The sequence below is a fragment of the Pseudomonas petrae genome (genome assembly GCF_021728295.1).
GTDB lineage: Bacteria > Pseudomonadota > Gammaproteobacteria > Pseudomonadales > Pseudomonadaceae > Aquipseudomonas > Aquipseudomonas petrae.
The window spans coordinates 1-25,163 of record NZ_JAKJXE010000019.1 but is presented as its reverse complement, the minus strand read 5'-3'; the positions used below and the strand labels follow the sequence as shown (position 1 = coordinate 25,163).

At 54.8% G+C, this 25,163-nt stretch carries 28 protein-coding genes and 4 tRNA genes; all 32 read right to left on the bottom strand.

Annotated features, from left to right (window positions below):
* Complete coding sequence (gene rplE, locus L4G42_RS23965; RefSeq protein WP_237254171.1) at positions 1 to 540, bottom strand: 50S ribosomal protein L5; 540 nt, start codon at positions 538 to 540, stop codon at positions 1 to 3.
* Between the two features lie 20 nt (positions 541 to 560).
* Positions 561 to 875 carry a 50S ribosomal protein L24 gene (gene rplX / locus L4G42_RS23960; protein WP_002555478.1) on the bottom strand — a complete coding sequence of 105 codons (315 nt, stop codon included), beginning with the start codon at positions 873 to 875 and terminating at the stop codon, positions 561 to 563.
* An 11-nt stretch (positions 876 to 886) separates the two neighbouring features.
* On the bottom strand, positions 887 to 1,255 hold the full coding sequence (rplN, locus tag L4G42_RS23955) for a 50S ribosomal protein L14 (protein ID WP_002555479.1): 369 nt from the start codon (positions 1,253 to 1,255) through the stop codon (positions 887 to 889).
* Positions 1,256 to 1,278: 23 nt separating this feature from the next.
* The gene (gene rpsQ, locus L4G42_RS23950) at positions 1,279 to 1,545 is read right to left on the bottom strand and encodes a 30S ribosomal protein S17 (RefSeq protein WP_003194644.1); all 267 of its coding nucleotides are present in this window, start codon (positions 1,543 to 1,545) and stop codon (positions 1,279 to 1,281) included.
* A gap of 2 nt (positions 1,546 to 1,547) precedes the next feature.
* Entirely contained in the window at positions 1,548 to 1,739 is a 192-nt protein-coding gene (rpmC, locus tag L4G42_RS23945) for a 50S ribosomal protein L29 (protein ID WP_002555481.1), read from the bottom strand.
* On the bottom strand, positions 1,739 to 2,152 hold the full coding sequence (gene rplP, locus L4G42_RS23940) for a 50S ribosomal protein L16 (RefSeq protein WP_003186052.1): 414 nt from the start codon (positions 2,150 to 2,152) through the stop codon (positions 1,739 to 1,741). Before rplP ends, rpmC begins: the two co-directional genes overlap by 1 nt.
* 12 nt (positions 2,153 to 2,164) lie before the next feature.
* Entirely contained in the window at positions 2,165 to 2,851 is a 687-nt protein-coding gene (gene rpsC, locus L4G42_RS23935) for a 30S ribosomal protein S3 (RefSeq protein ID WP_003176422.1), read from the bottom strand.
* A gap of 13 nt (positions 2,852 to 2,864) precedes the next feature.
* The gene (gene rplV / locus L4G42_RS23930; protein WP_003103908.1) at positions 2,865 to 3,197 is read right to left on the bottom strand and encodes a 50S ribosomal protein L22; all 333 of its coding nucleotides are present in this window, start codon (positions 3,195 to 3,197) and stop codon (positions 2,865 to 2,867) included.
* A gap of 13 nt (positions 3,198 to 3,210) precedes the next feature.
* Positions 3,211 to 3,486 (bottom strand): 30S ribosomal protein S19, encoded by a 276-nt coding sequence (gene rpsS, locus L4G42_RS23925; protein ID WP_002555486.1) that lies wholly within the window; start codon positions 3,484 to 3,486, stop codon positions 3,211 to 3,213.
* Between the two features lie 16 nt (positions 3,487 to 3,502).
* Positions 3,503 to 4,327 (bottom strand): 50S ribosomal protein L2, encoded by an 825-nt coding sequence (gene rplB, locus L4G42_RS23920; protein WP_003176423.1) that lies wholly within the window; start codon positions 4,325 to 4,327, stop codon positions 3,503 to 3,505.
* Positions 4,328 to 4,341: 14 nt separating this feature from the next.
* Positions 4,342 to 4,641: a 50S ribosomal protein L23 gene (rplW, locus tag L4G42_RS23915; RefSeq protein ID WP_065988457.1), complete on the bottom strand. Its 300-nt coding sequence runs from the start codon at positions 4,639 to 4,641 to the stop codon at positions 4,342 to 4,344.
* Positions 4,638 to 5,240: a 50S ribosomal protein L4 gene (gene rplD, locus L4G42_RS23910; protein WP_237254170.1), complete on the bottom strand. Its 603-nt coding sequence runs from the start codon at positions 5,238 to 5,240 to the stop codon at positions 4,638 to 4,640. Before rplD ends, rplW begins: the two co-directional genes overlap by 4 nt.
* A 12-nt stretch (positions 5,241 to 5,252) precedes the next feature.
* The gene (gene rplC, locus L4G42_RS23905; RefSeq protein ID WP_237261257.1) at positions 5,253 to 5,888 is read right to left on the bottom strand and encodes a 50S ribosomal protein L3; all 636 of its coding nucleotides are present in this window, start codon (positions 5,886 to 5,888) and stop codon (positions 5,253 to 5,255) included.
* Between the two features lie 81 nt (positions 5,889 to 5,969).
* The gene (gene rpsJ, locus L4G42_RS23900) at positions 5,970 to 6,281 is read right to left on the bottom strand and encodes a 30S ribosomal protein S10 (protein ID WP_003186070.1); all 312 of its coding nucleotides are present in this window, start codon (positions 6,279 to 6,281) and stop codon (positions 5,970 to 5,972) included.
* Between the two features lie 139 nt (positions 6,282 to 6,420).
* On the bottom strand, positions 6,421 to 7,614 hold the full coding sequence (gene tuf / locus L4G42_RS23895; protein ID WP_133775997.1) for an elongation factor Tu: 1,194 nt from the start codon (positions 7,612 to 7,614) through the stop codon (positions 6,421 to 6,423).
* A 31-nt stretch (positions 7,615 to 7,645) separates the two neighbouring features.
* Positions 7,646 to 9,751 (bottom strand): elongation factor G, encoded by a 2,106-nt coding sequence (gene fusA, locus L4G42_RS23890; RefSeq protein WP_237259809.1) that lies wholly within the window; start codon positions 9,749 to 9,751, stop codon positions 7,646 to 7,648.
* A 30-nt stretch (positions 9,752 to 9,781) separates the two neighbouring features.
* Complete coding sequence (rpsG, locus tag L4G42_RS23885) at positions 9,782 to 10,252, bottom strand: 30S ribosomal protein S7 (RefSeq protein ID WP_002555493.1); 471 nt, start codon at positions 10,250 to 10,252, stop codon at positions 9,782 to 9,784.
* Between the two features lie 116 nt (positions 10,253 to 10,368).
* The gene (gene rpsL / locus L4G42_RS23880) at positions 10,369 to 10,740 is read right to left on the bottom strand and encodes a 30S ribosomal protein S12 (protein ID WP_002555494.1); all 372 of its coding nucleotides are present in this window, start codon (positions 10,738 to 10,740) and stop codon (positions 10,369 to 10,371) included.
* Positions 10,741 to 10,941: 201 nt separating this feature from the next.
* Positions 10,942 to 15,141 (bottom strand): DNA-directed RNA polymerase subunit beta', encoded by a 4,200-nt coding sequence (gene rpoC / locus L4G42_RS23875; protein WP_108121483.1) that lies wholly within the window; start codon positions 15,139 to 15,141, stop codon positions 10,942 to 10,944.
* Between the two features lie 63 nt (positions 15,142 to 15,204).
* Positions 15,205 to 19,278 (bottom strand): DNA-directed RNA polymerase subunit beta, encoded by a 4,074-nt coding sequence (gene rpoB / locus L4G42_RS23870; RefSeq protein WP_192174975.1) that lies wholly within the window; start codon positions 19,276 to 19,278, stop codon positions 15,205 to 15,207.
* A 221-nt stretch (positions 19,279 to 19,499) separates the two neighbouring features.
* A complete protein-coding gene (rplL, locus tag L4G42_RS23865) occupies positions 19,500 to 19,865 on the bottom strand; it encodes a 50S ribosomal protein L7/L12 (protein WP_237254168.1) in 366 nt (121 codons plus the stop codon).
* Positions 19,866 to 19,943: 78 nt separating this feature from the next.
* Positions 19,944 to 20,444 carry a 50S ribosomal protein L10 gene (gene rplJ / locus L4G42_RS23860; protein WP_133775993.1) on the bottom strand — a complete coding sequence of 167 codons (501 nt, stop codon included), beginning with the start codon at positions 20,442 to 20,444 and terminating at the stop codon, positions 19,944 to 19,946.
* Positions 20,445 to 20,641: 197 nt separating this feature from the next.
* Positions 20,642 to 21,337 carry a 50S ribosomal protein L1 gene (rplA, locus tag L4G42_RS23855; RefSeq protein ID WP_237254167.1) on the bottom strand — a complete coding sequence of 232 codons (696 nt, stop codon included), beginning with the start codon at positions 21,335 to 21,337 and terminating at the stop codon, positions 20,642 to 20,644.
* Positions 21,337 to 21,768, bottom strand: coding sequence for a 50S ribosomal protein L11 (gene rplK / locus L4G42_RS23850; RefSeq protein WP_037017696.1), 432 nt, complete (start codon positions 21,766 to 21,768; stop codon positions 21,337 to 21,339). The genes rplA and rplK overlap by 1 nt, the downstream gene beginning before the upstream one ends.
* A gap of 119 nt (positions 21,769 to 21,887) precedes the next feature.
* Entirely contained in the window at positions 21,888 to 22,421 is a 534-nt protein-coding gene (nusG, locus tag L4G42_RS23845) for a transcription termination/antitermination protein NusG (RefSeq protein ID WP_003317113.1), read from the bottom strand.
* A gap of 9 nt (positions 22,422 to 22,430) precedes the next feature.
* Positions 22,431 to 22,799 (bottom strand): preprotein translocase subunit SecE, encoded by a 369-nt coding sequence (gene secE, locus L4G42_RS23840; protein WP_237254166.1) that lies wholly within the window; start codon positions 22,797 to 22,799, stop codon positions 22,431 to 22,433.
* Positions 22,800 to 22,843: 44 nt separating this feature from the next.
* Positions 22,844 to 22,919 (bottom strand) — tRNA-Trp (locus L4G42_RS23835).
* 176 nt (positions 22,920 to 23,095) lie between these two features.
* Positions 23,096 to 23,171, bottom strand: a tRNA-Thr gene (locus L4G42_RS23830).
* Between the two features lie 26 nt (positions 23,172 to 23,197).
* Positions 23,198 to 23,271, bottom strand: a tRNA-Gly gene (locus tag L4G42_RS23825).
* A gap of 27 nt (positions 23,272 to 23,298) precedes the next feature.
* Positions 23,299 to 23,383, bottom strand: a tRNA-Tyr gene (locus L4G42_RS23820).
* Positions 23,384 to 23,525: 142 nt separating this feature from the next.
* Positions 23,526 to 23,963 carry a hypothetical protein gene (locus L4G42_RS23815; protein ID WP_237254209.1) on the bottom strand — a complete coding sequence of 146 codons (438 nt, stop codon included), beginning with the start codon at positions 23,961 to 23,963 and terminating at the stop codon, positions 23,526 to 23,528.
* 61 nt (positions 23,964 to 24,024) lie between these two features.
* On the bottom strand, positions 24,025 to 24,981 hold the full coding sequence (birA, locus tag L4G42_RS23810) for a bifunctional biotin--[acetyl-CoA-carboxylase] ligase/biotin operon repressor BirA (protein WP_237254165.1): 957 nt from the start codon (positions 24,979 to 24,981) through the stop codon (positions 24,025 to 24,027).
* Positions 24,982 to 25,163 lie beyond the last annotated feature (182 nt).

Sequence of the window (25,163 nt, the reverse complement as noted above, 5' to 3'; positions counted from 1 at the left end):
TCAGTTGCGGAACGGGAACTTGAAAGCACGCAGCAATGCGCGACCTTCTTCGTCCGTACGAGCAGTGGTGGTCAGGGTAATGTCCAGACCGCGCAGGGCATCGATCTTGTCGTAGTCGATTTCCGGGAAAATGATCTGCTCTTTAACGCCCATGCTGTAGTTACCACGACCATCAAAGGACTTGGCATTCAGGCCGCGGAAGTCGCGAACCCGAGGCAGGGAGATCGACAGCAGACGATCCAGGAATTCATACATACGCTCACGGCGCAGAGTCACTTTGACGCCGATCGGCCAACCTTCACGGACTTTAAAGCCAGCGATAGATTTACGAGCGTAGGTCACAACGACTTTTTGGCCGGTGATTTTTTCCAGGTCTGCAACAGCGTGCTCGATGATTTTCTTGTCGCCGATCGCTTCGCCCAGACCCATGTTCAGGGTGATCTTGGTAACGCGTGGAACTTCCATCACGTTCGAAAGCTTAAGTTCTTCCTTAAGTTTCGGTGCGATTTCTTTCCAGTAAATCTCTTTTAGTCGTGCCATGGTCTTCTACCTAGCAGTGTTCAAGCATCAACCGCTTTTTGGGTCGACTTGAAGACACGAATTTTCTTGCCGTCTTCAACTTTGAAACCAACGCGGTCAGCCTTGTTGGTTGCGCCGTTGAAAATGGCGACGTTAGAAGCGTGCAATGGCGCTTCTTTCTCGACGATACCGCCCTGTACGCCCGACATCGGGTTTGGCTTGGTATGACGCTTCACCAGGTTGATCCCACCAACGACCAGACGGTCGTCAGCGAGAACCTTGAGCACCTTACCGCGCTTACCTTTGTCTTTGCCGGCGATCACGATGATCTCGTCGTCACGACGAATCTTTTGCATGTCGGATCTCCTTACAGCACTTCTGGGGCGAGCGAGACGATCTTCATGAACTTCTCAGTACGAAGTTCACGGGTCACTGGCCCAAAGATACGGGTGCCGATCGGCTCTTGCTTGTTGTTCAACAGAACAGCAGCGTTGCCATCAAAGCGGATGATGGAGCCGTCTGCGCGACGAACACCGTGGCGAGTGCGGACTACTACTGCAGTCATCACTTGGCCTTTCTTCACCTTACCGCGCGGAATTGCTTCCTTGACGGTAACTTTGATGATGTCACCGATACCAGCGTAACGACGATGAGAGCCACCAAGCACCTTGATGCACATAACGCGGCGTGCGCCGCTGTTATCGGCCACATCGAGCATGGATTGAGTCTGAATCATATAATTTCTCCGACCCCTAGCCCTTAGACTTCCACAGCGCGTTCGAGAACATCAACCAGCGCCCAAGATTTGGTCTTGGCCATCGGACGAGTTTCACGAATAGTGACCTTGTCGCCGATGTGGCACTGATTGGTTTCGTCGTGCGCGTGCAGCTTAGTCGAACGCTTAACGTATTTACCGTAGATTGGGTGCTTGACGCGACGCTCGATCAGTACGGTGATGGTCTTGTCCATCTTGTCGCTGACGACACGGCCAGTCAGCGTACGGACGGTTTTTTCGGCTTCAGCCATGATTACTTACCTGCCTGCTGGTTGAGCACAGTCTTCACGCGAGCGATGTCACGCTTAACTTGCGAGAGCAGGTGAGACTGCCCCAACTGGCCAGTTGCTTTCTGCATGCGCAGATTGAACTGGTCGCGCAGCAAGCCGAGCAGTTGCTCGTTCAGTTGCTGTGCTGATTTTTCACGAAGTTCATTCGCTTTCATCACATCACCGTCCGCTTAACAAAGGAGGTGGCGAGCGGCAGCTTTGCAGCAGCCAGGGCGAAAGCCTCACGCGCCAACTCTTCGGAAACGCCCTCGATTTCATACAGGACTTTGCCTGGCTGAATCTGGGCAACCCAGTACTCCACGTTACCCTTACCTTTACCCATCCGAACTTCGAGAGGCTTTTTGGTGACAGGCTTGTCCGGGAATACACGGATCCAGATCTTGCCGCCACGTTTAACGTGACGGGTCAGTGCACGACGCGCTGACTCAATCTGACGAGCGGTGAGACGACCACGAGCAACAGACTTCAGCGCGAACTCGCCGAAGCTGACTTTGCTACCGCGCAATGCCAGACCACGGTTGTGGCCGGTCATCTGCTTGCGGAACTTCGTACGCTTAGGTTGCAACATTTGGCGTACCCCTTACTTAGCAGCTTTTTTACGAGGCGCTGGTGCTTGCGGTTTCAGCTCTTCTTGGCGACCACCAATTACTTCGCCTTTGAAGATCCAAACCTTTACACCGATCACACCGTAAGTGGTGTGAGCTTCGTAGTTGGCATAGTCGATGTCGGCACGCAGGGTGTGCAAAGGCACACGACCTTCGCGATACCATTCAGTACGTGCAATTTCAGCACCGCCGAGACGACCGCTCACTTGGATTTTGATGCCTTTGGCACCAATGCGCATGGCGTTCTGCACTGCGCGCTTCATAGCGCGACGGAACATTACGCGACGCTCCAGCTGCTGAGCTACGCTCTGCGCAACCAGCATACCGTCGAGCTCCGGCTTACGGATCTCTTCGATATTGATGTGCACAGGCACACCCATTTGCTTGGTCAGGTCCTGACGCAGCTTCTCAACATCTTCGCCTTTCTTCCCGATAACGATACCTGGACGAGCGGTGTGGATGGTGATGCGTGCAGTCTGCGCCGGACGATGGATATCGATACGGCTTACGGACGCGCTTTTTAGTTTGTCTTGGAGATACTCTCGCACCTTCAGATCAGCGAACAAATAGTCCGCATAAGTCCGACCGTCTGCGTACCAGACGGAGGTGTGCTCCTTGACGATTCCCAGGCGAATGCCAATGGGATGTACTTTCTGACCCATCTCTTCGACTCCGTTACTTGTCAGCAACCTTGACAGTGATATGGCAAGACCGCTTGACGATGCGATCAGCACGGCCTTTGGCACGTGGCATGATGCGCTTCAGCGAACGCCCTTCGTTGACGAAAACGGTGGAGACCTTGAGGTCATCAACGTCTGCGCCTTCGTTATGCTCGGCGTTGGCTACGGCCGACTCCAGCACTTTCTTCATGATCTCGGCGGCTTTCTTACTGCTGAAAGCCAACAGGTTGAGCGCTTCGCCCACCTTCTTCCCGCGGATCTGGTCGGCGACCAAGCGGGCTTTCTGGGCGGAGATTCGAGCGCCCGACAACTTAGCGGCTACTTCCATCGTTCCTTACCCCTTAACGCTTGGCTTTCTTGTCTGCCACGTGCCCACGATAAGTGCGGGTACCGGCAAACTCGCCTAGTTTGTGGCCGACCATGTCTTCGTTCACGAGAACAGGAACATGTTGACGACCGTTATGCACAGCAATGGTCAAACCGACCATTTGTGGCAGGATCATAGAACGGCGCGACCAGGTCTTAACTGGTTTGCGATCGTTCTTTTCCGCCGCCACTTCGATCTTCTTCAGTAGGTGAAGATCAATAAAAGGACCTTTTTTCAGAGAACGTGGCACTGTCGTATCCCTCTATTTACTTGCGACGACGGACGATCATTTTGTCGGTACGCTTATTACCACGAGTCTTCGCGCCCTTAGTCGGGAAGCCCCACGGCGATACCGGATGACGACCACCAGAGGTACGACCTTCACCACCACCATGTGGGTGGTCAACCGGGTTCATGGCAACACCACGGACGGTTGGGCGAACGCCACGCCAGCGTTTGGCACCAGCTTTACCCAGCGAACGCAGGCTGTGCTCGGAGTTCGAGACCTCACCCAGAGTCGCGCGGCATTCAGCCAGGACTTTACGCATCTCACCGGAGCGAAGACGCAGAGTCACATAGACACCTTCACGAGCGATCAGCTGTGCAGATGCACCAGCGGAACGAGCGATCTGAGCACCTTTGCCCGGCTTCAGTTCGATGCCGTGAACGGTAGAACCCACTGGGATGTTGCGCAGTTGCAGAGCGTTGCCTGGCTTGATTGGAGCCAAGGCACCTGCGATCAACTGGTCGCCAGCACTCACGCCTTTAGGCGCGATGATGTAGCGACGCTCGCCGTCTGCGTACAGCAGCAGTGCGATGTGAGCAGTACGGTTTGGATCGTATTCAATGCGCTCGACGGTGGCAGAAATGCCATCCTTGTCATTGCGACGGAAATCGACCAGACGATAATGCTGTTTATGACCACCACCGATGTGACGAGTAGTGATGCGGCCATTGTTGTTACGACCACCAGTCTTCGATTTTTTCTCGAGCAGCGGTGCGTGAGGAGCGCCTTTATGCAGCTCCTGGTTGACCACCTTGACCACAAAACGGCGGCCAGGGGAAGTCGGTTTGCATTTAACGATTGCCATGATGCACCCCTTCCTTACTCAGCACTGCTGCTGAAATCGAGATCTTGGCCTGGCTGAAGGGAGATAACTGCCTTCTTCCAGTCATTACGCTTGCCCAGACCGCGAGCAGTGCGCTTGGTCTTACCCATAACATTCAGGGTAGTGACACGCTCTACTTTCACGCTGAACAGGCTTTCGACGGCCTTCTTGATTTCCAGCTTGGTTGCATCAGTAGCAACCTTGAAAACGAACTGACCTTTTTTGTCTGCCAGAACCGTAGCCTTCTCGGAAACGTGCGGGCCAAGCAGAACTTTAAATACGCGTTCCTGGTTCATCCCAGCAGCTCCTCGAATTTCTTCACGGCCGACACAGTGATCAACACTTTGTCGTATGCGATCAGACTAACTGGATCGGAACCTTGAACATCACGCACATCAACGTGCGGCAGGTTGCGAGCAGCCAGGTACAGGTTCTGATCGACAGCGTCCGACACGATCAAAACGTCGGTCAGGCTCATGTCGTTCAGTTTGCCCAGCAGATCTTTGGTTTTCGGCGATTCAACAACGAAATCCTGAACCACGACCAGACGATCAGTACGAACCAGTTCAGCAAGGATGGAGCGCAATGCAGCGCGATACATCTTCTTGTTGAGCTTCTGAGAGTGGTCCTGAGGACGTGCTGCGAAAGTGACACCACCGCCGCGCCAGATCGGGCTACGGATAGTACCGGCACGAGCACGGCCAGTACCCTTTTGACGCCAAGGGCGCTTACCGCCACCGGATACGTCAGAACGGGTCTTTTGCTGCTTGCTACCCTGACGACCGCCAGCCATGTAGGCCACGACTGCCTGGTGAACCAGCGTCTCGTTGAATTCGCCGCCAAATGTCAGTTCGGAAACTTCGATCGCTTGGGCGTCATTTACATTTAATTGCATGTCAGCTTCCCCTTAACCGCGAGCCTTGGCTGCTGGACGTACAACCACATTGCCGCCAGTAGCGCCAGGAACAGCACCCTTGACCAACAACAGATTGCGTTCAGCGTCCACGCGCACTACTTCCAGGGACTGCACGGTCACGCGCTCAGCGCCCATATGACCGGACATTTTTTTGCCCTTGAATACACGACCAGGAGTCTGGCACTGGCCGATAGAGCCCGGGACGCGGTGGGACACGGAGTTACCGTGAGTATTATCTTGACCACGGAAATTGTGGCGCTTGATAGTACCTTGGAAGCCTTTACCTTTGGACTGACCGGTAACATCTACCATTTGGCCAGCAGCAAAGATTTCTGCATTGATCAGATCGCCAGCCTTGTATTCGCCTTCTTCAAGACGGAACTCCAGGACGGCACGACCAGCGGCAACGTTCGCTTTAGCGAAGTGACCTGCTTGAGCAGCAGTCACACGGGAAGCACGACGCACACCGACAGTGACTTGCACTGCACGATAGCCATCGACTTCTTCGGTTTTGAACTGGGTGACGCGATTCGGCTCGATCTCAATGACCGTAACCGGAATGGAGACACCTTCTTCGGTGAAAATACGGGTCATACCGCATTTACGACCGACTACACCAATAGTCATGTTGTAAACCTCATGAGTGTACGGGGCTTTCACCCGCTATGGCCGCCCATTTCAGAGCGTTACACGACTAAGACCCGAGTCTTAGCCGAGGCTGATCTGTACTTCCACACCTGCCGCAAGATCAAGCTTCATCAGCGCGTCAACGGTTTTATCCGTTGGCTGGACGATGTCCAGAACACGCTTATGAGTACGGATCTCGTACTGGTCGCGCGCGTCTTTGTTGACGTGCGGAGAAACCAGAACGGTGAACCGCTCTTTACGGGTAGGGAGTGGAATCGGACCACGCACTTGAGCACCAGTACGTTTCGCGGTTTCCACGATTTCCTGGGTGGATTGGTCGATCAGGCGATGGTCAAAAGCCTTCAACCTGATACGGATTTGCTGATTTTGCATTGGATTTCAGACTCCAGGCTACTTCCCACCGAGCGCAATACGCCCGTTTAAAGGAGGCGCAATTCTATAGACGAGCTAACAGGGTGTCAACCCAATAAAAAAGCCCCCGCAAGCGGGGGCTCTTTTTGAAGATCATCGCTTACGCGATGATTTTGGCTACGACGCCAGCGCCGACGGTACGACCGCCTTCACGGATAGCGAAACGCAGACCGTCTTCCATTGCGATTGGCTTGATCAGGGTAACGGAAACTTTCACGTTATCACCTGGCATAACCATCTCAACGCCTTCCGGCAGTTCGCAGCTACCAGTTACGTCGGTAGTACGGAAGTAGAACTGTGGACGGTAGCCTTTGAAGAACGGAGTGTGACGACCGCCTTCTTCTTTGCTCAGAACGTAGATTTCAGCTTCGAACTGAGTGTGCGGCTTGACAGTACCTGGCTTGACCAGAACCTGGCCACGCTCAACGTCATCACGCTTGGTACCGCGCAACAGAACGCCGCAGTTCTCGCCAGCACGACCTTCGTCGAGCAGTTTACGGAACATTTCAACACCGGTGCAGGTGGTGACTGTAGTGTCACGCAGACCAACGATTTCCAGTGGATCTTGAACCTTGACGATACCGCGCTCAACACGACCAGTCACAACAGTACCGCGACCGGAGATCGAGAATACGTCTTCGATAGGCATCAGGAACGGCTTGTCGACAGCACGCTCTGGCTGAGGAATGTAGCTGTCCAGAGTTTCAACCAACTTCTTGACGGCAGTGGTGCCCATCTCGTTGTCGTCTTTGCCTTCCAACGCCATACGGGCAGAGCCGATGATGATTGGAGTGTCGTCGCCCGGGAAGTCGTAAGTGCTCAGCAGATCGCGCACTTCCATCTCAACCAGTTCCAGCAGCTCAGCGTCGTCTACCAGGTCAGCCTTGTTCAGGAAGACCACGATGTACGGAACGCCCACCTGACGGGACAGCAGGATGTGTTCACGAGTTTGTGGCATCGGACCATCAGCAGCCGAACAAACCAGGATAGCGCCGTCCATTTGGGCAGCACCGGTGATCATGTTCTTCACGTAGTCGGCATGACCTGGGCAGTCAACGTGTGCGTAGTGACGCACGGCCGAGTTGTACTCAACGTGAGCGGTGTTGATGGTGATACCGCGAGCTTTCTCTTCTGGTGCGCTGTCGATCTTGTCGAAGTCAACACGAGCCGAACCGAAAACTTCGGAGCAGACACGAGTCAGAGCAGCGGTCAGCGTGGTTTTACCATGGTCAACGTGACCGATGGTGCCAACGTTGACGTGCGGAAGGGAACGATCAAATTTTTCTTTAGCCACGACAAATAACTCCTAGCCTAAAGGCGCTGAATCAGCCTTGTTTTTTGGTTACAGTTTCGACGATGTGCGACGGAGCTGTATTGTATTTTTTGAATTCCATAGAGTAGCTTGCGCGACCTTGGGACATGGAGCGAACGTCGGTCGCATAACCGAACATCTCACCCAACGGAACCTCGGCACGAATTACCTTGCCGGAGACCGTATCTTCCATACCCAGGATCATGCCGCGACGACGGTTAAGGTCGCCCATCACGTCACCCATATAGTCTTCAGGCGTAACAACCTCTACAGCCATGATCGGTTCAAGCAACTCACCGCCGCCCTTCTGGGCCAGTTGCTTGGTCGCCATGGAAGCAGCCACCTTAAACGCCATCTCGTTCGAGTCGACGTCGTGGTAAGAACCATCAAACACGGTAGCCTTCAGGCCGATCAGCGGATAGCCGGCAACAACGCCGTTCTTCATCTGCTCTTCGATACCCTTCTGGATAGCCGGGATGTATTCCTTAGGAACCACACCACCCACTACTTCGTTCACGAATTGCAGACCTTCCTGACCTTCGTCAGCAGGTGCAAAACGGATCCAGCAGTGGCCGAACTGACCACGACCGCCGGACTGGCGAACGAACTTGCCTTCGATTTCACAGTTCTTCGTGATGCGCTCACGATACGAAACCTGAGGCTTACCGATGTTGGCTTCGACGTTGAACTCACGGCGCATCCGGTCAACCAGGATGTCCAGGTGCAGCTCGCCCATGCCAGAGATGATCGTCTGACCAGTCTCTTCATCAGTTTTGACGCGGAAAGACGGGTCTTCCTGAGCAAGTTTGCCCAGTGCGATACCCATTTTTTCCTGGTCATCCTTGGTTTTAGGCTCTACGGCAACCGAAATAACCGGCTCCGGGAAGTCCATCCGAACCAGGATGATTGGCTTGTCAGCGTTGCACAAGGTTTCGCCAGTGGTGACGTCCTTCATGCCGATCAAGGCCGCGATGTCACCAGCGCGCACTTCCTTGATCTCTTCGCGAGCGTTAGCGTGCATTTGCACCATACGACCCACGCGCTCTTTCTTGCCCTTGACAGAGTTGATCACGCCGTCGCCGGATGCCAACACGCCCGAATAAACACGGACAAACGTCAGGGTGCCGACGAATGGGTCAGTAGCGATCTTGAACGCCAGAGCCGAGAACGGCTCGTTGTCGTCTGCATGACGCTCGAGATTGATAGTCTCGTCATCAGGGTCGGTGCCCTTGATGGCAGGAATATCAACCGGTGCCGGCAGATAGTCGATCACGGCGTCGAGAACCAGGGGAACGCCCTTGTTCTTGAAGGAAGAACCGCAAACAGCCAGGACGATTTCACCAGCGATAGTACGCTGACGCAGAGCATCCTTGATTTCCGCGTTGGTGAGCTCCTCACCTTCGAGGTACTTGTTCATCAGCTCTTCGCTGGCTTCGGCCGCAGCCTCAACCATGTTGCCACGCCATTCGTCAGCCAGTTCCTGCAGTTCAGCAGGGATAGGCTTACGAACAGGAACCATACCCTTGTCGGAATCGTTCCAGTAAACCGCTTCCATAGCCATCAGATCGATCTGACCCTGGAAGTTGTCTTCAGAACCTATTGCCAACTGGATAGGGACCGGAGTGTGGCCCAACCGCTGTTTGATCTGACCGATTACGCGCAGGAAGTCTGCACCGGCACGGTCCATCTTGTTTACATAAACAAGACGCGGAACACCGTACTTGTTGGCCTGACGCCATACGGTTTCCGACTGCGGCTCAACGCCCGAGGTACCACAGAAGACCACGACCGCGCCGTCGAGTACACGCAGGGAACGCTCAACTTCAATGGTGAAGTCTACGTGGCCCGGGGTGTCAATCACGTTGAAGCGATACTGGTCTTTGTGCTGCTTCTCGGAACCCTGCCAAAAGGCAGTAATAGCAGCAGAAGTAATGGTAATACCACGCTCCTGCTCCTGAACCATCCAGTCGGTGGTCGCGGCGCCGTCATGCACCTCGCCCATCTTGTGGCTTTTACCGGTGTAAAAAAGGACGCGCTCGGTGGTGGTGGTTTTACCAGCATCCACGTGAGCAACGATACCAATGTTACGGTAACGGTTGATCGGTGTAGTACGAGCCATAAAGCCCTCGCAAAATTAGTGACGCTGAAATTAGAAGCGGTAGTGCGAGAAAGCTTTGTTGGCTTCAGCCATACGGTGCACGTCTTCACGCTTCTTGACCGCAGCACCTTTACCTTCGGCGGCGTCCAACAGTTCGCCAGCCAAACGCAGAGCCATAGACTTCTCACCGCGCTTGCGCGCGAAGTCTACCAGCCAACGCATTGCCAGAGCATTACGACGGGACGGACGAACTTCGACCGGAACCTGGTAAGTAGCACCGCCTACACGGCGCGACTTCACTTCGACCAGCGGAGCGATGGCGTCGAGAGCTTTCTCGAAGATTTCCAGGGGATCGGAGTTCTTGCGTTCTTTAACCTTTTCCAGCGCGCCATAAACGATACGCTCGGCAACGGCTTTTTTGCCGCTCTCCATAACGTGGTTCATGAACTTGGCCAGGATCTGGCTGCCGTATTTTGGATCGTCAAGCACTTCGCGCTTGGCTGCTACGCGTCTTCTTGGCATGGATAAGCCCTCAAACGGTCTTCAGGTTCGCTCGGAATCAGCACCTACTGGCGCTTCCGACCTTACTCTTATCGACTCAGAAAATAAGATGATTCAGTTTTTACAAAAAGCCGCTACTACTTAGGCTTCTTGGTACCGTACTTCGAACGACCCTGGTTACGACCTTTGACACCGGAGGTATCCAACGAACCGCGAACGGTGTGGTAACGAACACCTGGCAAGTCTTTTACACGGCCGCCACGAATCAGTACGACGCTGTGCTCTTGCAGGTTGTGGCCTTCACCGCCGATGTACGAGGAAACCTCGAAACCGTTGGTCAGACGCACCCGGCAGACTTTACGCAATGCCGAGTTAGGTTTTTTCGGCGTAGTTGTGTACACGCGAGTGCACACACCACGGCGCTGCGGGCAGTTCTGCAGCGCAGGCACGTCGGATTTCTCGACGATACGCTTACGCGGCTGACGTACCAGCTGGTTGATAGTTGCCATCTACTAGCTCCACTGTTGTCTTGCGACGCTATTGTCTTACAAGAAAAGCAAAATGGCAGGACATACGTCCCGCCAGATTTAGGGGTACAAGAGTCTAAAGAGGATCCTGCCCCCAGTCAAGGCAAAGCCCCGGTGTCCACAACCACTGGCAACCCACCGAACCGGGTGAGACCAATGACTATGAAAATCGGGGCCCTACCCTCAATTACTGCTTGAGTTCAACGCTTCGGTCAGAGCGGCTTCAACTTCGCTCGCACTCACACGCATCGGCTTGTCAGCTTCACGACGACGCTTGCGCTCGCTGTGATATGCCAGACCGGTACCCGCAGGAATCAGACGACCCACGACGACGTTCTCTTTCAGCCCGCGCAGGTAATCGCGCTTGCCGGTAACCGCCGCCTCGGTCAGTACGCGAGTGGTCTCCTGGAAGGAGGCCGCCGAGATGAACGATTCGGTGGACAGCGAGGCCTTGGTGATACCAAGCAACACACGAGTGAATTTGGAAACAAACTTCTCGTCGGCTGCCAAGCGCTCGTTTTCAACCAGTACGTGCGTCAACTCCATCTGGTCGCCCTTGATGAAGCTGGAGTCGCCCGACTCAGCGATCTCGACTTTACGCAGCATCTGGCGAAGGATCGTCTCGATGTGCTTGTCGTTGATCTTCACGCCTTGCAGGCGGTAAACGTCTTGAATCTCGTTGACGATGTATTTCGCCAGAGCGCTGACACCCAGCAGACGCAGGATATCGTGCGGATCGCTAGGACCGTCTGAGATAACCTCACCACGGCTGACCTGCTCACCTTCGAAGACGTTCAAGTGACGCCACTTAGGAATCAGCTCTTCGTACGGATCGGTACCATCGTTTGGCGTGATAACCAGACGGCGCTTGCCTTTGGTCTCTTTACCGAACGCAATCGTACCGCTGACTTCAGCCAGGATCGACGCTTCTTTAGGGCGACGCGCTTCGAACAAGTCGGCAACGCGCGGCAGACCACCGGTGATGTCACGAGTCTTGGAGGTCTCTTGCGGGATACGGGCGATAACGTCACCCACACCCACTTGCACACCATCCGCAACACCGACGAGGGCGTTTGCCGGCAGGAAGTACTGAGCGGGTACATCGGTACCCGGCAACAGCAGATCCTTGCCATCAACACCAACCATCTTGACCGCAGGACGAATGTCTTTACCTGCTGCAGGACGGTCTTTGGCATCCAGTACTTCGATGTTGGTCAAACCGGTCAGTTCGTCGGTCTGGCGCTTGATCGTAATACCTTCCTCCATGCCCACGTAGGTCACGGTACCTTTCATCTCGGTAACGATTGGGTGAGTGTGCGGATCCCACTTGGCCACGATGGACCCTGCGTCGACCTTGTCACCTTCCTTCACCAGAATCACAGCGCCGTACGGCAGCTTGTAACGCTCGCGCTCACGCCCGAATTCGTCGGCAATTGCCAGCTCACCGGAACGTGAAACCGCGACCAGGTGGCCATCAAGGCGCTCAACGTGCTTCAGGTTGTGCAGACGAACGATACCGCCGTTCTTCACCTGGACGCTGTCCGCAGCAGAAGTACGACTTGCCGCACCACCGATGTGGAATGTACGCATGGTCAGCTGGGTACCCGGCTCACCGATCGACTGCGCAGCGATAACGCCGACAGCTTCACCGATGTTCACCTGGTGACCGCGAGCCAGATCTCGGCCGTAGCACTTGGCGCAGATACCGAAACGGGTTTCACAGCTGATTGGGGAACGTACGATGACTTCGTCGATGCTGTTCAGCTCGATGAATTCAACCCACTTCTCGTCAACCAGTGTGCCGCCTGGAACGATGACGTCTTCAGTGCCAGGCTTGAATACGTCACGGGCGATCACTCGACCCAGTACGCGTTCGCCCAACGGCTCTACGACATCACCGCCTTCGATGTGCGGCGTCATTACCAGACCGTGTTCAGTACCGCAGTCAACCTCGGTAACGACCAGATCCTGCGCCACGTCTACGAGACGACGAGTCAGGTAACCGGAGTTCGCGGTCTTCAACGCGGTATCCGCAAGACCCTTACGAGCACCGTGGGTCGAGATGAAGTACTGAAGTACGCTCAGACCTTCACGGAAGTTTGCAGTGATCGGCGTCTCGATGATCGAGCCATCCGGCTTGGCCATCAGACCACGCATACCTGCCAGCTGACGGATCTGTGCTGCGGAACCCCGCGCACCCGAGTCGGCCATCATGTACATCGAGTTGAAGGATTCCTGGTCAACGGTCTCACCGTGACGGTCGACAACCTTCTCTTTCGAGAGGTTCGACATCATCGCTTTCGAGACTTCATCGTTGGCCTTGGACCAGAGGTCGATCACCTTGTTGTACTTCTCGCCCTGGGTAACCAGGCCTGAGGCGTACTGACTTTCGATCTCTTTCACTTCGTCGGTTGCGGCGTCGATGATGCGAGCTTTTTCATCAGGGATAACGAAGTCGTTAACGCCGATGGAAACACCCGAGATCGTCGAATAGGCAAAACCGGTGTACATCAACTGGTCAGCGAAAATAACGGTCTCTTTCAGGCCAACCACGCGATAGCACTGGTTGATCAGCTTGGAGATCGCCTTCTTCTTCATCGGCTGGTTGACGACGTCATATGACAGGCCGGCCGGAACCACCTGGAACAGCAGCGCACGGCCGACAGTTGTGTCGACGATACGGGTGTTCTTGACGCTGCCGCCGTCACGATCATTGACCGTTTCGTTGATGCGCACTTTTACTTTTGCATGCAGCGCGGCTTCGCCGGCACGGAATACACGGTCAACTTCCTGCAGATCCGCGAACACACGACCTTCGCCCTTGGCGTTGATCGCTTCACGGGTCATGTAGTACAGACCCAGCACAACGTCCTGCGAAGGAACGATGATTGGCTCACCGTTCGCTGGCGACAGGATGTTGTTGGTCGACATCATAAGGGCACGAGCTTCGAGCTGGGCTTCCAGCGTCAGCGGCACGTGAACAGCCATCTGGTCACCGTCGAAGTCGGCGTTGTATGCCGCACAGACCAACGGGTGCAGCTGGATCGCTTTACCTTCGATGAGAACCGGTTCAAACGCCTGGATACCCAGACGGTGGAGTGTCGGTGCACGGTTCAGAAGCACTGGATGTTCGCGAATGACTTCGGCGAGAACGTCCCAGACCTCTGGCAACTCGCGCTCGACCATTTTCTTGGCAGCTTTGATGGTGGTAGCGAGACCACGCATTTCAAGCTTGCCGAAGATGAACGGTTTGAACAGCTCGAGGGCCATCTTCTTCGGCAGACCGCACTGATGCAGACGCAGGGTCGGACCTACGGTAATTACCGACCGGCCCGAGTAGTCAACACGCTTACCGAGCAAGTTCTGACGGAAACGACCTTGCTTACCCTTGATCATGTCAGCCAGGGATTTCAAAGGACGCTTGTTCGAACCTGTGATGGCGCGACCGCGACGACCGTTGTCGAGCAAGGCATCCACAGCTTCCTGCAGCATGCGCTTTTCGTTGCGCACGATGATGTCAGGAGCAGACAGATCCAGCAGGCGCTTCAAACGGTTGTTACGGTTGATCACTCGACGATAGAGATCGTTGAGGTCGGAAGTCGCGAAACGACCACCATCAAGCGGAACCAGTGGACGCAGGTCTGGCGGCAGAACCGGCAGAACGGTCAACACCATCCACTCTGGAAGGTTGCCGGAACCCTGGAAGGCTTCCATCAGCTTCAGACGCTTGGACAGCTTCTTGATTTTGGTTTCGGAGTTGGTTTGCGGAATTTCTTCGCGCAGACGGCCGATCTCGTGTTCCAGATCGATAGCGTGCAGCAGCTCACGGACAGCCTCGGCACCCATACGGGCGTCGAAGTCATCACCGAACTCTTCGAGGGCTTCGAAGTATTGCTCGTCGTTCAGCAGCTGCCCTTTTTCGAGGGTGGTCATGCCTGGATCGATAACGACATAGCTCTCGAAGTAGAGAACGCGTTCGATATCACGCAGGGTCATGTCCATCAGCAAGCCGATACGGGACGGCAGCGATTTCAGGAACCAGATGTGAGCTACCGGCGACGCCAGTTCGATGTGAGCCATGCGCTCACGACGGACTTTGGCCAGTGCGACTTCAACGCCGCACTTCTCGCAGATAACGCCACGATGCTTCAAGCGCTTGTACTTACCGCACAGGCACTCGTAATCCTTGACCGGGCCAAAGATCTTGGCGCAGAACAGGCCGTCACGCTCAGGTTTGAACGTACGGTAGTTGATGGTTTCCGGCTTTTTAACTTCACCGAACGACCACGAACGGATCATCTCAGGCGATGCCAATCCGATACGGATGGCGTCGAACTCTTCGACTTGACCCTGGTTTTTCAGCAAATTCAGTAGGTCTTTCAAGGCCTTTCCTCCTGGCGGAGCAGAGGGCAGTCATACCGACCCACCCTCGATTCGCGTCACGTGTTATTCGGTTTCCAGATCGATATCGATACCGAGCGAACGGATTTCTTTGATCAACACGTTGAAGGACTCGGGCATGCCCGGCTCCATACGGTGATCGCCGTCCACGATGTTCTTGTACATCTTGGTACGGCCGTTCACGTCGTCCGACTTCACTGTGAGCATTTCTTGCAGAGTGTACGCCGCGCCATATGCTTCCAGCGCCCAGACCTCCATCTCCCCGAAACGCTGACCACCGAACTGAGCCTTACCACCCAGCGGCTGCTGGGTGACCAGGCTGTACGAACCAGTGGAACGCGCGTGCATCTTGTCGTCCACCAAGTGGTTCAGCTTCAGCATGTACATGTAGCCAACGGTGACCGGACGCTCAAACTTGTTACCGGTACGGCCGTCGAACAGTTGCATCTGGCCACTGTCCGGCATGTCCGCCAGGCGGAGCATTGCCTTGATCTCGGATTCCTTGGCGCCGTCGAATACCGGAGTAGCCATAGGAACGCCGCCACGCAGGTTCTTCGCCAGATCCAGAATTTCCTGATCAGACAGGTCATCAAGACTTTCCTGACGGCCGCCAATCTCGTTGTAGATCTCGTTCAGGAACTTGCGCAGCTCAACGACTTTACGCTGCTCTTCGAGCATGCGGTTGATCTTCTCGCCCAACCCTTTAGCCGCGAGGCCCAGGTGAGTTTCGAGGATCTGACCGACGTTCATACGCGAAGGTACACCCAACGGGTTGAGGACGATATCCACCGGCGTGCCGTTGGCATCGTGCGGCATGTCTTCAACCGGCATGATCACGGAGACCACACCTTTGTTACCGTGACGACCGGCCATCTTGTCGCCCGGCTGGATACGGCGGCGAATGGCAAGGTAGACCTTGACGATCTTCAGCACGCCTGGAGCAAGGTCATCGCCCTGCTGCAGCTTGCGCTTCTTGTCTTCGAACTTGTCGTCAAGCAGACGGCGACGATCAACGATATACGCCTGAGCCTTCTCGAGCTGCTCGTTCAGCGCATCTTCGACCATGCGCAGCTTGAACCACTGACCATGCTCCAGACCGTCCAGAACTTCGTTGGTGATTTCCTGGCCTTTCTTCAGGCCGGCACCACCTTCAGCGACACGACCGACCAGCGCGGAACGCAGACGCTCGAAAGTTGCGCCTTCAACGATGCGGAACTCTTCGTTCAAGTCCTTGCGGATCTCGTCAAGCTGGCTCTTCTCGATGGACAGCGCACGAGCATCACGCTCAACGCCATCACGCGTGAAGACCTGGACATCAATGACAGTGCCTTTGGTACCGGTAGGTACGCGCAGGGAGGTGTCTTTAACGTCGCTGGCTTTTTCACCGAAGATTGCGCGCAGCAGCTTCTCTTCCGGAGTCAGCTGGGTCTCGCCTTTCGGAGTGACCTTACCTACCAGAATGTCGCCAGCGCCGACTTCCGCACCAACATAAACGATACCGGCTTCGTCCAGCTTGTTAAGAGCTGCTTCACCCACGTTCGGGATGTCGGCAGTGATCTCTTCAGGCCCAAGCTTGGTATCACGCGCCACACAGGTCAGTTCCTGAATGTGGATTGTGGTGAAGCGATCTTCCTGAACAACACGCTCGGACAGGCAGATGGAGTCTTCGAAGTTGAAGCCGTTCCACGCCATGAACGCGATGCGCATGTTCTGACCCAACGCCAGTTCACCCATATCGGTGGACGGGCCGTCAGCCATGATGTCGCTGCGCTGAACGCGATCACCCTTGCTCACCAGCGGACGCTGGTTGATGCAGGTGTTCTGGTTCGAGCGCGTGTATTTGGTCAGGTTGTAGATGTCGACACCGGCTTCGCCTGTCTCAACTTCGTCATCTGCAACACGAACCACGATGCGGCTGGCGTCTACAGAGTCGATCACGCCACCACGACGGGCCACGACACAGACACCGGAGTCACGCGCAACGTTGCGCTCCATCCCAGTACCAACCAGCGGCTTGTCAGCGCGCAGAGTTGGAACAGCCTGACGCTGCATGTTCGAACCCATCAACGCACGGTTGGCGTCGTCGTGCTCAAGGAACGGGATCAGCGATGCTGCAACCGAAACAACCTGCTTCGGCGAAACATCCATCAGGGTGACGTCTTCCGGCGCCTTGACGGTGAACTCGTTCAAGTGACGTACAGCAACCAGCTCGTCGATCAGGATCTTCTTGTCGTTCATTGCCGCAGAAGCCTGGGCAATGACGTGATCCGCTTCCTCAATAGCCGAGAGGAAAACGATTTCGTCAGTTACCAGAGCATCCTTAACAACACGATACGGGCTCTCGAGGAAGCCGTACTGGTTGGTGCGCGCATAAGCGGCCAAGGAGTTGATCAGACCAATGTTCGGACCTTCCGGCGTCTCAATCGGGCATACACGACCATAGTGAGTCGGGTGTACGTCACGAACTTCAAAGCCGGCACGCTCACGTGTCAGACCACCAGGGCCGAGTGCAGAAACACGACGCTTGTGAGTGATCTCGGACAGCGGGTTGTTCTGGTCCATGAACTGGGAAAGCTGGCTGGAACCGAAGAACTCTTTCACCGCTGCCGCAACAGGCTTGGCGTTGATCAGGTCCTGAGGCATCAGGCCTTCGCTTTCTGCCATCGACAGACGCTCTTTGACCGCACGCTCAACACGTACCAGACCTACACGGAACTGGTTCTCGGCCATCTCGCCTACGCAACGAACGCGACGGTTACCGAGGTGGTCGATGTCATCGACGATGCCTTTACCATTACGGATGTCGACCAGGGTCTTCAGCACAGCGACGATGTCGTCTTTGTGCAGGACGCCCGAACCTTCGATCTCGGTACGACCGATGCGGCGGTTGAACTTCATCCGACCTACAGCCGACAGATCGTAGCGCTCGGGACTGAAGAACAGGTTGTTGAACAAGGTCTCGGCGGCATCCTTGGTAGGTGGCTCGCCAGGACGCATCATCCGATAGATTTCGACCAGGGCTTCCAGCTGATTGCCGGTCGAGTCGATCTTCAGAGTGTCAGAAATGAACGGACCGCAGTCGATGTCGTTCGTGTACAGCGTCTCGATGCGAACAACCTGAGCCTTGGCAATTTTCGCCAGGATCTCGGTGTTCAGCTCGGTATTGCACTCGGCAATGATCTCACCGGTCGCCGGATGCACAATCGCTTTGGCGCTGGTGCGGCCGATGACGTAGTCGAGCGGAACTTCAAGGGTCTTGATGTTCGCTTTTTCGAGCTGGTTGATGTGGCGAGCCGTGATACGGCGGCCTTGCTCAACAATCACCTTGCCCTTGTCGTCCAGAATATCCAGAACGGCAATTTCGCCACGCAGGCGCTGAGGCACCAACTCCAGATTCAGGTTCTCGCCCTGAACGTGGAATACGTTGGTGGTGTAGAAGGCATCCAGCACTTCTTCAGTGGTGTAACCCAATGCACGGAGCAGAACCGATGCAGGGAGTTTGCGGCGACGGTCGATACGTACGAAGACACAGTCTTTCGGATCGAATTCGAAGTCCAGCCACGAGCCACGGTAAGGAATGATGCGAGCCGAGTACAACAGCTTCCCGGAACTGTGCGTCTTGCCGCGGTCGTGATCAAAGAACACGCCCGGGGAGCGGTGCAGCTGGGAAACGATCACTCGTTCGGTACCGTTGATAACGAAGGTACCGTTTTCAGTCATCAGGGGGATTTCACCCATGTAGACTTCTTGCTCTTTGATGTCCTTGATCGCTTTGTTCGACGATTCTTTGTCGAAAATGATCAGACGTACTTTTACCCGCAAAGGTACGGCGTATGTCACACCGCGGAGCACGCATTCCTTGACATCAAAAGCCGGTTCGCCCAGACGATAACCCACATACTCCAAAGCAGCATTGCCGGAGTAGCTGATGATCGGGAAAACAGATTTGAAGGCCGCATGCAGGCCCACGTCGCGGAACTGATCTTTAGTCGCTCCCGCTTGCAAGAATTCACGATACGAATCCAGCTGGATGGCCAGGAGGTAAGGCACATCCATGACGTCCGGCAACTTGCTAAAGTCCTTGCGGATACGTTTTTTCTCAGTATATGAGTAAGCCATCAGCGTTCCCCAGCTTGGTCACCTGCTTGTTTGGCTCCTCCCGACGGGAGCAGCCAGAAAAATCTTGCGAACCCCATGGTTCGCGCCACCGTTCGAGGTGGGTAGATCACGTAATCAGCGCTAACCGAATCAGCTGCCAACAACGGAAAAAGGCCGGTGGCAGAAGCCACCAGCCATCAGCCTTTCGCTTAACGCTTGGGCTGGAAACGCAAAGTCGATGCTTACTTCAGCTCGACTTTAGCGCCTGCTTCTTCCAGAGCAGCTTTGGCTTTGTCAGCAGCGTCTTTGGAGACTGCTTCCAGGACCATGGCTGGAGCGCCGTCAACGACTGCCTTGGCTTCTTTCAGGCCCAGACCGGTCAGTTCACGAACTGCTTTAATAGCGTTAACTTTCTTCTCGCCAGCTTCCAGCAGCATGACGTTGAATTCAGTTTGCTCTTCAACAACGGCAGCAGCAGCAGCTGGGCCAGCGGAAGCAGCAGCAGCGCTAACACCGAATTTTTCTTCGAATGCTTTGATCAGCTCAACAACCTGCAGAACGGACATTTCAGCTACGGCGTTGAGGATATCGTCTTGAGAGATAGACATGACTCTAATTCCTGAATTGGGGGACGGCCTACGCGACCATCGAAATAAACAAAAATACGCGAGAGGAAGTACCTGCCCTTAGGCTGCAGCGGCTTCTTTCTGTTCGCGAATGGCCGCCAGAGTACGAGCGAGCTTGCTGGTAGCGCCTTGAATCACGCTCATCAGCTGCGAAATCGCTTCGTTGCGGGTCGGCAGTGTTGCCAGTACGTCGATCTGATTAGCTGCGAGGAACTTGCCCTCGAACGCAGCTGCCTTGATCTCGAACTTATCCTGACCTTTAGCAAACTCTTTGAACAAACGGGCAGCAGCACCTGGATGTTCGTTGGAGAAGGCGATCAAGGTCGGGCCAGTGAACACATCGTTGAGGACACTGTATTCAGTGTCAGCAACGGCGCGCTTGAGCAGGGTGTTACGTACTACACGTACGTAAACGCCAGCTTCACGAGCCTCTTTACGGAGTCCGGTCATCGCGCCTACCGTCACACCGCGGGCATCAGCCACAACAGCAGACAGAGCGACTTTGGCAGCCTCGTTGACTTCAGCGACGATGGCCTTCTTGTCTTCGAGTTTAATTGCCACGGGTTTAACTCCTGCTTGTTACCGTTTCATCTGACCTGAGCCGGATGTCGTTTTGGTGTCTGATTCGGTAAGGAACCGGGAGCACCATCTGCGTAGGCTTGAGGTTTAAGGCTTTCGCCGCCTACGGTCTTGGATAGCCCCCGCCAGGCAGGGACCCCAATTTTCGCAACGACGCGGTTACCCGCGCCATGCCAGTCTTACGCGTCTAACGAACCTTGGTCGATGACCAAGCCTGGGCCCATAGTGGTGCTCAGTGTTACGCGCTTGACGTAAATACCTTTCGAGGAAGCTGGCTTGATACGCTTCAGATCAGCGATCAGCGCTTCAACGTTCTCACGCAGCTTGTCTGCATCAAAGCCGACCTTGCCAACGGAGGTGTGGATAATGCCGTTTTTGTCGGTGCGATAACGAACCTGACCAGCCTTGGCGTTTTTCACGGCAGTGGCTACGTCTGGAGTAACGGTACCGACTTTAGGGTTAGGCATCAGGCCGCGCGGGCCGAGGATCTGACCCAACTGACCAACAACACGCATTGCGTCCGGGGAGGCAATTACGACGTCATAGTTCAGGTCGCCGCCTTTCATTTCAGCAGCAAGATCGTCCATACCAACACGATCAGCGCCTGCAGCCAGAGCAGCTTCAGCAGCTGGACCCTGAGTAAATACTGCGACACGAACGGTCTTGCCAGTGCCGTGAGGCAGCACGGTAGCGCTACGTACGACCTGGTCGGATTTACGAGGATCAACACCGAGGTTCACGGCGATGTCTACAGACTCGCTGAACTTCACTGTCGACAACTCAGCCAGCAGAGCAGCGGCGTCGTTGAAGTTATACGATTTGCCAGCTTCAACTTTGGAAGCGATAGCTTTTTGGCGCTTAGTCAGCTTAGCCATTACACACCCTCCACGTTAAGGCCCATGCTACGAGCGGAACCGGCGATGGTGCGCACGGCGGCGTCCATATCAGCAGCGGTCAAGTCGGCATTTTTTGCCTTGGCGATTTCTTCCAGTTGAGCACGGGTTACGGTGCCAACTTTTACGGTGTTCGGACGAGCCGAGCCGCTGGTCAAGCCAGCTGCTTTTTTCAGCAGTACCGAAGCCGGGGTGCTTTTGGTTTCAAAGGTGAAGCTGCGGTCACTGTAAACAGTGATGATCACGGGAGTCGGCAAACCTGGCTCAATACCCTGAGTACGGGCGTTGAACGCTTTGCAGAATTCCATGATGTTCACGCCGTGCTGACCTAGTGCAGGACCAACAGGCGGGCTTGGGTTAGCCTGAGCGGCTTTCACTTGAAGCTTGATGTAAGCGGTAATCTTCTTGGCCATGAGGCACTCCAATTACGGGTTCTAGCGCCTCGAAAGGCTCCCCGGTTACTTGCGCGTTTATCCCGGTGACGAAAAAACCCCACAGCCCAGGGCTGCGGGGTATGGGATTTTGAGCTCAGTTACGCCTTTTCGACCTGACTGAACTCCAGCTCCACCGGAGTGGAGCGTCCGAAAATGAGCACTGCCACTTGGATGCGGCTCTTCTCGTAATTGACCTCTTCGACGGTACCGTTGAAATCAGCAAACGGACCATCTGTAACGCGGACGACTTCGCCCGGCTCGAACAGAGTCTTTGGCTTCGGCTTGTCGCTGCCATCAGCAACGCGACGCAGAATGGCCTCAGCTTCTTTATCGGTAATAGGGGCCGGCTTGTCCGCCGTACCACCGATGAAGCCCATTACACGAGGCGTGTCCTTGACCAAGTGCCAAGTGCCCTCGTTCATATCCATCTGGACAAGCACATAGCCAGGGAAGAATTTGCGTTCACTTTTGCGTTTCTGGCCGTTACGCATTTCCACTACTTCTTCAGTAGGGACCAGAATTTCGCCGAAGCCATCTTCCATGCCTGCAAGCTTTACACGCTCAACCAGTGAGCGCATGACATGCTTCTCGTAACCCGAGTAGGCATGCACTACGTACCAACGCTTAGCCACGGGACACCCTTAGCCGACAATCAAGGAAACAAGCCAGCCGAGCAGGGAATCTAAACCCCACAGCAGCAGCGCCATGACGAGAACCACTGCAACCACGATTAAAGTGGTCTGAGTAGTCTCTTGACGCGTAGGCCACACGACTTTACGAATCTCAACGCGCGCTTCCTTGGCCAAAACAAAGAAAGCCTTACCCTTCCCCGTCTGGAGAGCCACATAGGCTGCCAATGCGGCGATCACAAGCAGGGCAAGAACGCGATACAGGATTGGTTGCGCGGAGTAGTATTGATTTCCAACGACACCCACAGCCACCAGAAGCACTACTACTAGCCACTTCACGAGATCAAACCGGGAGTCTTGGGCTTCAGCCTTTGGATTCATCTACTAAAATCCTGTGAAAAGAAAGCCAGATACTTTTGAGAATCTGGCAGGTCAGGAGGGAATCGAACCCCCAACCTACGGTTTTGGAGACCGTCGCTCTGCCAATTGAGCTACTGACCTAAAAGCAAAATCAGGCCGAACATTATGCGGACCTGACAGGAAGATTTCAACAGCAACTCGATAACTACGCATCGCGCAAATCGATTTACTGCAGCACTACCTCACCAAGCACCTGAAAACCCTGGGATTCGTAGCACTTAAAACAAAGGCAGATACTCACATATCTGCCTTAGTAATGGAGCTCTTGAGCGGATTTGAACCGCTGACCTCACCCTTACCAAGGGTGTGCTCTACCAACTGAGCTACAAGAGCAAAACAAATTGCACAACCAGAAAACTTGGAGCGGGTAGCGGGAATCGAACCCGCATCATCAGCTTGGAAGGCTGAGGTTCTACCACTAAACTATACCCGCTGAGCTTTACTGCTTACGCTCAAAATTTGGTGGAGGGGGAAGGATTCGAACCTTCGAAGTCGTAGACGTCAGATTTACAGTCTGATCCCTTTGGCCGCTCGGGAACCCCTCCTAAGCGAGGCAGCATTCTATACCATGCCGCCCTTCTGTCAATCTTTTTCTCAATAAAAACTTGAGGTTACAAGCATTGACTCTTGCTACACGAGCACTTATCAATTGATCTGCACTGCGAAGCGGGCGCCATTCTATTCAAACTAATCAGCCGTTGCAATGCCTTCACATGACATTATTTCATTTTTTAGCATGGGGAAATCCCTCCGGAGCTCGGCGATCAACGCATCACTGACCAGACGCCTGCTCGCAGGCGCAATCCTCAGCCAATACGCGCCGCCTTGCTGGTCCAGACGCTCTCCAAGATGAGTATCGATATCCAAAGCAACAAGACGCTGCTCAAGAAGTACTGCCTCAGCCTGCTGGGCGCTACCGCCCAGGTAGAGGCATTTCTCTTGCTCTGCAGCGGTGCGCGCATTACCACCACCCAATCCCGACTCACTGAGCAACCGAATATCCTGACCATATGCTCGATGGGTTAGCAGCGGCTCGACCTCTTTAGGGCGTAGCGGCGCATCCTGCTGATGCCAGACAAAATAAAGACCGTTCAACATGATTAACAACAAAAACGCCCAAGGCATACCCACCTCATAAACGATACGCATCCGGATGCATGCCTACCTACTAACTCCGATTTCTATCCTAGTTACCCTGGAGCCTCAGACTCACCTCCCCCCCGCTGAAATACTCCTCACGCCCGCCTACGTCCAGGCGTAACGCCCCATCATCACCAACTCCCATGACAATGCCCCGAGTGATCTTCGCACCCGCGGTGAGAGCGACCGCGAGGCCTTGCCATAAGTGCTTGTCCTCCCAATCTCTCCGGTAGGCCGCAAAGCCCTTTTCTTGATGACCAGCAAGATAGGCGCTGAGATTGCGACTTAGCGCGCAAGCAACCTTGTTCCGGTCATGCACATGTCCCAGTTCAAGGGCCAACGACGTCCAAGCCTGGTCGACGTTAATGGATTCACGCATATTGATATTGATCCCAATACCAATCACTACGTGGCATACATTGGCAGGATCGCCAGTTAACTCGAGCAGCACTCCGGCGAGTTTCTTGCCGCCAACCAGAATGTCGTTAGGCCATTTCAGCCCCGCACTACGAATACCGAGCTCTCGCAGGGTATCTACCACAGCAAGCCCTACGAGAAGGCTGAGACCGTCGAGCCGACGCGTCCCGCCATCCATACGCAAGGCGAGGCTGTAATAGAGATTTTCAGCGAAAGGACTTATCCACTGACGGCCACGCCTGCCGCGGCCCGCCGTCTGCTGCTCTGAAAGAATCAAGGAAGGAAGTTCAGCACCTGAATTCGCCACTCGCATGGCTTCAGCATTCGTCGAGTCGATAGTTTCGTGAATCCTGCATGCCCAACCCAACCCAATGTGCTCACGGCGCAGGGCCTCATCGTCCAACAATGACAGCGGCGAAGCCAAACGGTAACCACGACCGCGCACTTTGTAAATTTCTATGCCAAGGTCAGCCTGGGCCTGCTGCAGCTTCTTCCAGACGGCACTCCGGCTGACGCCCAGCGCAATCCCCAGATCCTCTCCGGAGTGAAACGCCCCGTCTTCAAGTAGCTTTAGCAACGTATGCATGAGTGAGAGTGCCTGGTAGTAAGACGCGCATGATAGTCATACAGCCGACCTACGCAAGCGTACGTTTCACGGCGCAGACCGCAGCCAAGCATCGCTTATGCGTTAGTTATCTTGTGAAGAATGGATACTCGCTTTTTCGCGCGCAAAAACAAAACCCCATCTGCTTTCGCAGATGGGGTCTT

What these genes read in the sequence shown, in the direction of transcription:
- rplE (WP_237254171.1), bottom strand. Translation starts at nt 540, where the DNA reads ATGGCACGACTAAAAGAGATTTACTGGAAAGAAATCGCACCGAAACTT.
- rplX (WP_002555478.1), bottom strand. Translation starts at nt 875, where the DNA reads ATGCAAAAGATTCGTCGTGACGACGAGATCATCGTGATCGCCGGCAAA.
- rplN (WP_002555479.1), bottom strand. Translation starts at nt 1,255, where the DNA reads ATGATTCAGACTCAATCCATGCTCGATGTGGCCGATAACAGCGGCGCA.
- rpsQ (WP_003194644.1), bottom strand. Translation starts at nt 1,545, where the DNA reads ATGGCTGAAGCCGAAAAAACCGTCCGTACGCTGACTGGCCGTGTCGTC.
- rpmC (WP_002555481.1), bottom strand. Translation starts at nt 1,739, where the DNA reads ATGAAAGCGAATGAACTTCGTGAAAAATCAGCACAGCAACTGAACGAG.
- rplP (WP_003186052.1), bottom strand. Translation starts at nt 2,152, where the DNA reads ATGTTGCAACCTAAGCGTACGAAGTTCCGCAAGCAGATGACCGGCCAC.
- rpsC (WP_003176422.1), bottom strand. Translation starts at nt 2,851, where the DNA reads ATGGGTCAGAAAGTACATCCCATTGGCATTCGCCTGGGAATCGTCAAG.
- rplV (WP_003103908.1), bottom strand. Translation starts at nt 3,197, where the DNA reads ATGGAAGTAGCCGCTAAGTTGTCGGGCGCTCGAATCTCCGCCCAGAAA.
- rplB (WP_003176423.1), bottom strand. Translation starts at nt 4,327, where the DNA reads ATGGCAATCGTTAAATGCAAACCGACTTCCCCTGGCCGCCGTTTTGTG.
- rplW (WP_065988457.1), bottom strand. Translation starts at nt 4,641, where the DNA reads ATGAACCAGGAACGCGTATTTAAAGTTCTGCTTGGCCCGCACGTTTCC.
- rplD (WP_237254170.1), bottom strand. Translation starts at nt 5,240, where the DNA reads ATGCAATTAAATGTAAATGACGCCCAAGCGATCGAAGTTTCCGAACTG.
- rplC (WP_237261257.1), bottom strand. Translation starts at nt 5,888, where the DNA reads ATGACTATTGGTGTAGTCGGTCGTAAATGCGGTATGACCCGTATTTTC.
- rpsJ (WP_003186070.1), bottom strand. Translation starts at nt 6,281, where the DNA reads ATGCAAAATCAGCAAATCCGTATCAGGTTGAAGGCTTTTGACCATCGC.
- fusA (WP_237259809.1), bottom strand. Translation starts at nt 9,751, where the DNA reads ATGGCTCGTACTACACCGATCAACCGTTACCGTAACATTGGTATCGTT.
- rpsG (WP_002555493.1), bottom strand. Translation starts at nt 10,252, where the DNA reads ATGCCAAGAAGACGCGTAGCAGCCAAGCGCGAAGTGCTTGACGATCCA.
- rpsL (WP_002555494.1), bottom strand. Translation starts at nt 10,740, where the DNA reads ATGGCAACTATCAACCAGCTGGTACGTCAGCCGCGTAAGCGTATCGTC.
- rpoB (WP_192174975.1), bottom strand. Translation starts at nt 19,278, where the DNA reads ATGGCTTACTCATATACTGAGAAAAAACGTATCCGCAAGGACTTTAGC.
- rplL (WP_237254168.1), bottom strand. Translation starts at nt 19,865, where the DNA reads ATGTCTATCTCTCAAGACGATATCCTCAACGCCGTAGCTGAAATGTCC.
- rplA (WP_237254167.1), bottom strand. Translation starts at nt 21,337, where the DNA reads ATGGCTAAGCTGACTAAGCGCCAAAAAGCTATCGCTTCCAAAGTTGAA.
- rplK (WP_037017696.1), bottom strand. Translation starts at nt 21,768, where the DNA reads ATGGCCAAGAAGATTACCGCTTACATCAAGCTTCAAGTGAAAGCCGCT.
- secE (WP_237254166.1), bottom strand. Translation starts at nt 22,799, where the DNA reads ATGAATCCAAAGGCTGAAGCCCAAGACTCCCGGTTTGATCTCGTGAAG.
- L4G42_RS23815 (WP_237254209.1), bottom strand. Translation starts at nt 23,963, where the DNA reads ATGCCTTGGGCGTTTTTGTTGTTAATCATGTTGAACGGTCTTTATTTT.
- birA (WP_237254165.1), bottom strand. Translation starts at nt 24,981, where the DNA reads ATGCATACGTTGCTAAAGCTACTTGAAGACGGGGCGTTTCACTCCGGA.